This is a genomic window from uncultured Corynebacterium sp. (assembly GCF_937999985.1).
In the GTDB taxonomy this organism is placed as follows: domain Bacteria; phylum Actinomycetota; class Actinomycetes; order Mycobacteriales; family Mycobacteriaceae; genus Corynebacterium.
On the sequence record NZ_CALLDG010000078.1, the window covers coordinates 1 to 4027 of the forward strand.

Genomic DNA, 4027 nt, shown 5'->3' on the forward strand with positions numbered 1-4027 from the left:
GGCGGTCGCCGTAGTCGGCTTTTCTTCCTTGCCGGTGTAGGCCAGGGAGCTGAGGTTGACGGTGATGGCCTTCTTCGGAGCCAGCACGCTGCCACGCAGGGATTCGTCGGAAACTTGCGCCTCTTCCACGGCCGCGCCGGACAGCTGCACGCCGACGGAGGTCTGGTTCGGACGCACGGCAATGTCCTTATTGTCCTTCAGGTAGCGGTTAAACACATCGATGTCCATCTGGCCCGCGTCTTGGAACTCGCCCTCGGCAAACGCATCGAAGCTATCACCACCGGTCAGCAAGAAGCTGGAGCCAGCCACGCGGTACTTCTTGTTCGGATCAAGAGGCTCACCATTGACGGAAACGTAGGTGATGTGCTTGCCCTGCTCGGCATCCGGGTCGTATGCGTACTGCACGTTCTCGGACAGCCCCAGGGCCAGCATCGGACGGTCTTGGCCCGGCTTCCACTGCTGCTCGAGGGCCTGCTTCAGCTGCTCACCGGTGATCTCCACTACACCCAGGGAGTTACCGAAGGGCTGAACCTTAAATGCCTCGGCGAAAGTCACGTCGCCGGAGGCCAAATCCTCGCGCACGCCGCCGGCGTTCATCACGCCCAAGTCGGCCTTCAGATCAGTGAGCTTGTTCACGCCGTAGAGGGTGGCGTCCGCGATCATGGAGTTCAGGGAGGACTCGGTGCCACGGTTACCGCCGGATGCGCCGTCGGAGTTTGCGCCACGGTAGAAGTCGTTCTTCAGGGTGGTAACGACCTCCTCTCCCTCGATCGCCGCTGCGTCCTTCGCCGCGGACACGATGTTGGCCACCTCCTCATCCGGAGTGTCGCCACAAACGTCCATCATGTCCTTGGTGCTGCGGTTCTCGGCGGTGACAGACACGACCTTCTTCTCTGCCTTGTCGTAGACGATGTCGATGTCGGCCAAATCCATGCCGTAGTTGGACGGCTGCACCAGTACCGGGGAGCCGTCCAGTTTGCGCAGCACATGAGTGTGGCCGGCGACGACCGCGTCCACCTTGTCGGAGAACTTGGAGTTGTCCATGCCCTCATGCACCAGGCCGATGACGACGTCTGCCTCGCCGGATTCCTTCAGGCGCTTAGCCTCCACGTTGGTGGCCTCAACCGCATCATCGAAGCTCAGACCCTCGATGCCAGCCGGGGAAACCAAATTCGGGGTGTCCGCGGTGACGGTGCCGACGTAGCCGACCTTCACGCCGTCCATCTCAACGACCTCCGACGGCGCCATGTCGCTGCCCTTGACGTTGGCACCGAGGTACGGGAACTTTGCCAGCTTGTCGCCGTTCACGCCCACGCGATCCTTCAAGTCATCCCAGCCCTGGTCGAACTCGTGGTTGCCCACTGCGGAGGCCTCCAGTCCCATCGCGTTCAGCACGTCGAGGGTCGGCTTATCCTCCAGAATGGAAGACTCGAAGGGAGAACCACCGATGTTGTCACCTGCGGAAACGAAGCTGGTGTTCGGGTTAGCCTCGCGCTCCTTGTTGATGTAGCAGGCCATGACGGCCGCGCCGGGCTCGCTAATCTCGTCCTTGCGGTTCTTGGCCTGGGAAAAGTGCCCGTGGAAGTCAGTGATGCCGAGGATGTTCAGGCTCACCTGATCGGCTTCAGCGGCATAGGCGGGGACGTTCAGGCCAGCAAGGGCCAGGGTCGGCGCCATGGTCATGGTCATGACAGCGCGGGAACTACGGCGAGACAGCTTGAACACTTTGGTTTCTCCTCGTTGAAAGCTAAAAATCGAAAGGTTTTAACGTCAGCACGTTGCACAGCGTGGGGCGTGTAACAACGTGGGAGAGCTAACCACTGTTAGCTGTTGTTGTCTCGCCAATGTTTGTCCCTAACCTGGCCTCGACCTGGTACTTCACGCCAGGTAACGAAACTATTAATCTTTAATTAACCAAAAATACCCCCGCGTGGTGTTACGCGAGGGTAAGTATGTGGCCGGTGTTACTTCCGCCTTGTACTCAGCCGTTCTGCTGAGCGCCTGCCGTCTTCTCCGTCTTCTCGGCCAGCAGTTCCACGACTGCGGCCAGATCCACCTCGTGCTGTTCATGAGCGCCGAGATCCTTCACCGTCACCGTCCCCTCGGCGAGCTCCTTATCGCCCAGCACCAGGGCATACAGTGCACCGGCACGGTCGGCACCCTTCATGGCACCCTTCAACCCGCGGTCGCCGTAGGACATATCGGCGGCGACCCCGCGCTCGCGCAGGTCGTCCACGATGCCCACCATGCGCCGCTTGGCCTCCGCGCCGAGTGCCACGCCGTAGACATCAACCCTTCTTCCTGTTGACGCCCTCTTCTCCTCCGCCTCGAGCGCCAGCAGCGCCCTATCAACTCCCAGCCCGAAGCCGATTCCGGAAAGATCCTGTCCGCCCAGCTGCGCCATCAGGCCGTCGTAGCGTCCGCCGCCGCCGATACCAGACTGCGCGCCCAGGCCGTCGTGTACGAACTCAAAGCAGGTCTTCGTGTAGTAGTCCAGGCCGCGCACCATCCGCGGGTTGATGGTGTACCCCACGCCCAGGTCGTCCAGCAGCCCGGTCACGGTCTCGAAGTGTTCGCGGGAGGAATCGCTGAGGTGGTCCAGCATCAAGGGAGCCTCGGCCAGCATCTCCTGCATCTCAGGGCGCTTATCATCCAGTACTCGCAGCGGGTTCAGCTGCGCACGGCGCTGAGTCTCCTCGTCCAGCGGCAGCGTGGTCAGGAAGTCCTGCAGCTTCTGCCGGTAGGCGGGGCGGTCGTCCCAGTCGCCCAGGCTGGTCAGCTCCAGGCGGAAGCCGTTCAAGCCAATGGAGCTAAAGCAGCGGTGCGCCAGTGCAATGACCTCGGCGTCCAGCGCCGGATCGTCCACGCCGATGGCTTCCACGCCCACCTGCTGCAACTGGCGGTAGCGGCCGGCCTGCGGTCGCTCGTAGCGGAAGAAGGGGCCGTTGTAGACCAGCTTTACTGGTAGCTGCCCGCGATCCAGGTTGTGCTCAATGACGGCACGCATGACGCCCGCCGTGCCCTCCGGCCGCAGAGTCACCGAACGGCCGCCTCGGTCGGCGAAGGTGTACATTTCCTTCGACACGACGTCGGTAGATTCGCCAACACCACGGGCGAACAGAGAGGTCTCCTCGAAGATCGGCAGCTCCACGTGCTCGTAGCCTGCGGCGTGCGCGGCAGAGGTGAACGCATCCTTGACAGCCTTGAACTCCGCCGATGTCGGCGGCACGTAGTCCGGCACGCCCTTCGGCGCACTCAGCGCCTTAAACTTCCCGGCCTTAGCCTTCTGGGGCTTCTGTTGCTTCTTCTCGCTCTCAGTCACAAGAGAACAGTCTACTAAACGGCTATTGCACTGCCGCCAGGAAGCTATTGGTGCGCTTTTCTTCCCCGATGGTCGTGTGCGGGCCGTGGCCCGGCAGCACAATGTCCTCGTCGGCGAAATCTGTGGTGAGCTTCTTGAGGCTCAGCATCATGTCCTCAGGCGAACACCCTGGAAGGTCGGTGCGGCCCACTCCCCCGCGGAACAGCACGTCACCGCCGAAGATCAGTCCATTCACGCGGAACATAACATGCCCCGGCGAGTGGCCCGGCATGTGGTGAATCTCGAACTCCGCGCCACCGATGCTGATGGAATCTCCCAGGTGACGGATGTCCTCGATCGCGGGCATGTTGGCCACGTCGAAAGGCTGCGCCAGCGGGCTGGCCGCCTGATCCATCTCCAGCATGAAGCGATCCAACTCATGAACGTACACCGGCACCCCGAACGCTCCCGCGTCGCGGATGTGGTCGATGTGCCCGTGGGTCAGCACGACCTTCTCGACGAAGAACTTGTGCTCGTCGGCGAGCCTTTGGATGTTCTCAAAGGCACCCAAACCCGGGTCTATAACGACCGCCGGGGAGTTTTCCCCGCTGGTGGCGTCCGAACCATCAATCACCACATAGCAATTGGTTTCGAAAGGGCCGGCAGGAAAAGAAAGGATCTGCGTCGTTTCCGGCAGGAGGGTTGCGTCTGTGCTCATGCCACTAA

At 61.8% G+C, this 4027-nt stretch carries 3 protein-coding genes; all 3 read right to left on the reverse strand.

Features of this window, described 5'->3' with window-relative positions; translation table 11 throughout:
• Positions 1-1725 (reverse strand): bifunctional UDP-sugar hydrolase/5'-nucleotidase (locus Q0331_RS03670; protein WP_298074974.1); only part of this gene is annotated, 1725 nt, incomplete at its 3' end.
• 256 nt (positions 1726-1981) lie between these two features.
• Positions 1982-3322, reverse strand: coding sequence for a histidine--tRNA ligase (gene hisS / locus Q0331_RS03675; protein ID WP_298074976.1), 1341 nt, complete (start codon positions 3320-3322; stop codon positions 1982-1984).
• 22 nt (positions 3323-3344) lie between these two features.
• On the reverse strand, positions 3345-4019 hold the full coding sequence (locus Q0331_RS03680) for an MBL fold metallo-hydrolase (protein WP_298074978.1): 675 nt from the start codon (positions 4017-4019) through the stop codon (positions 3345-3347).
• Positions 4020-4027: the final 8 nt, after the last annotated feature.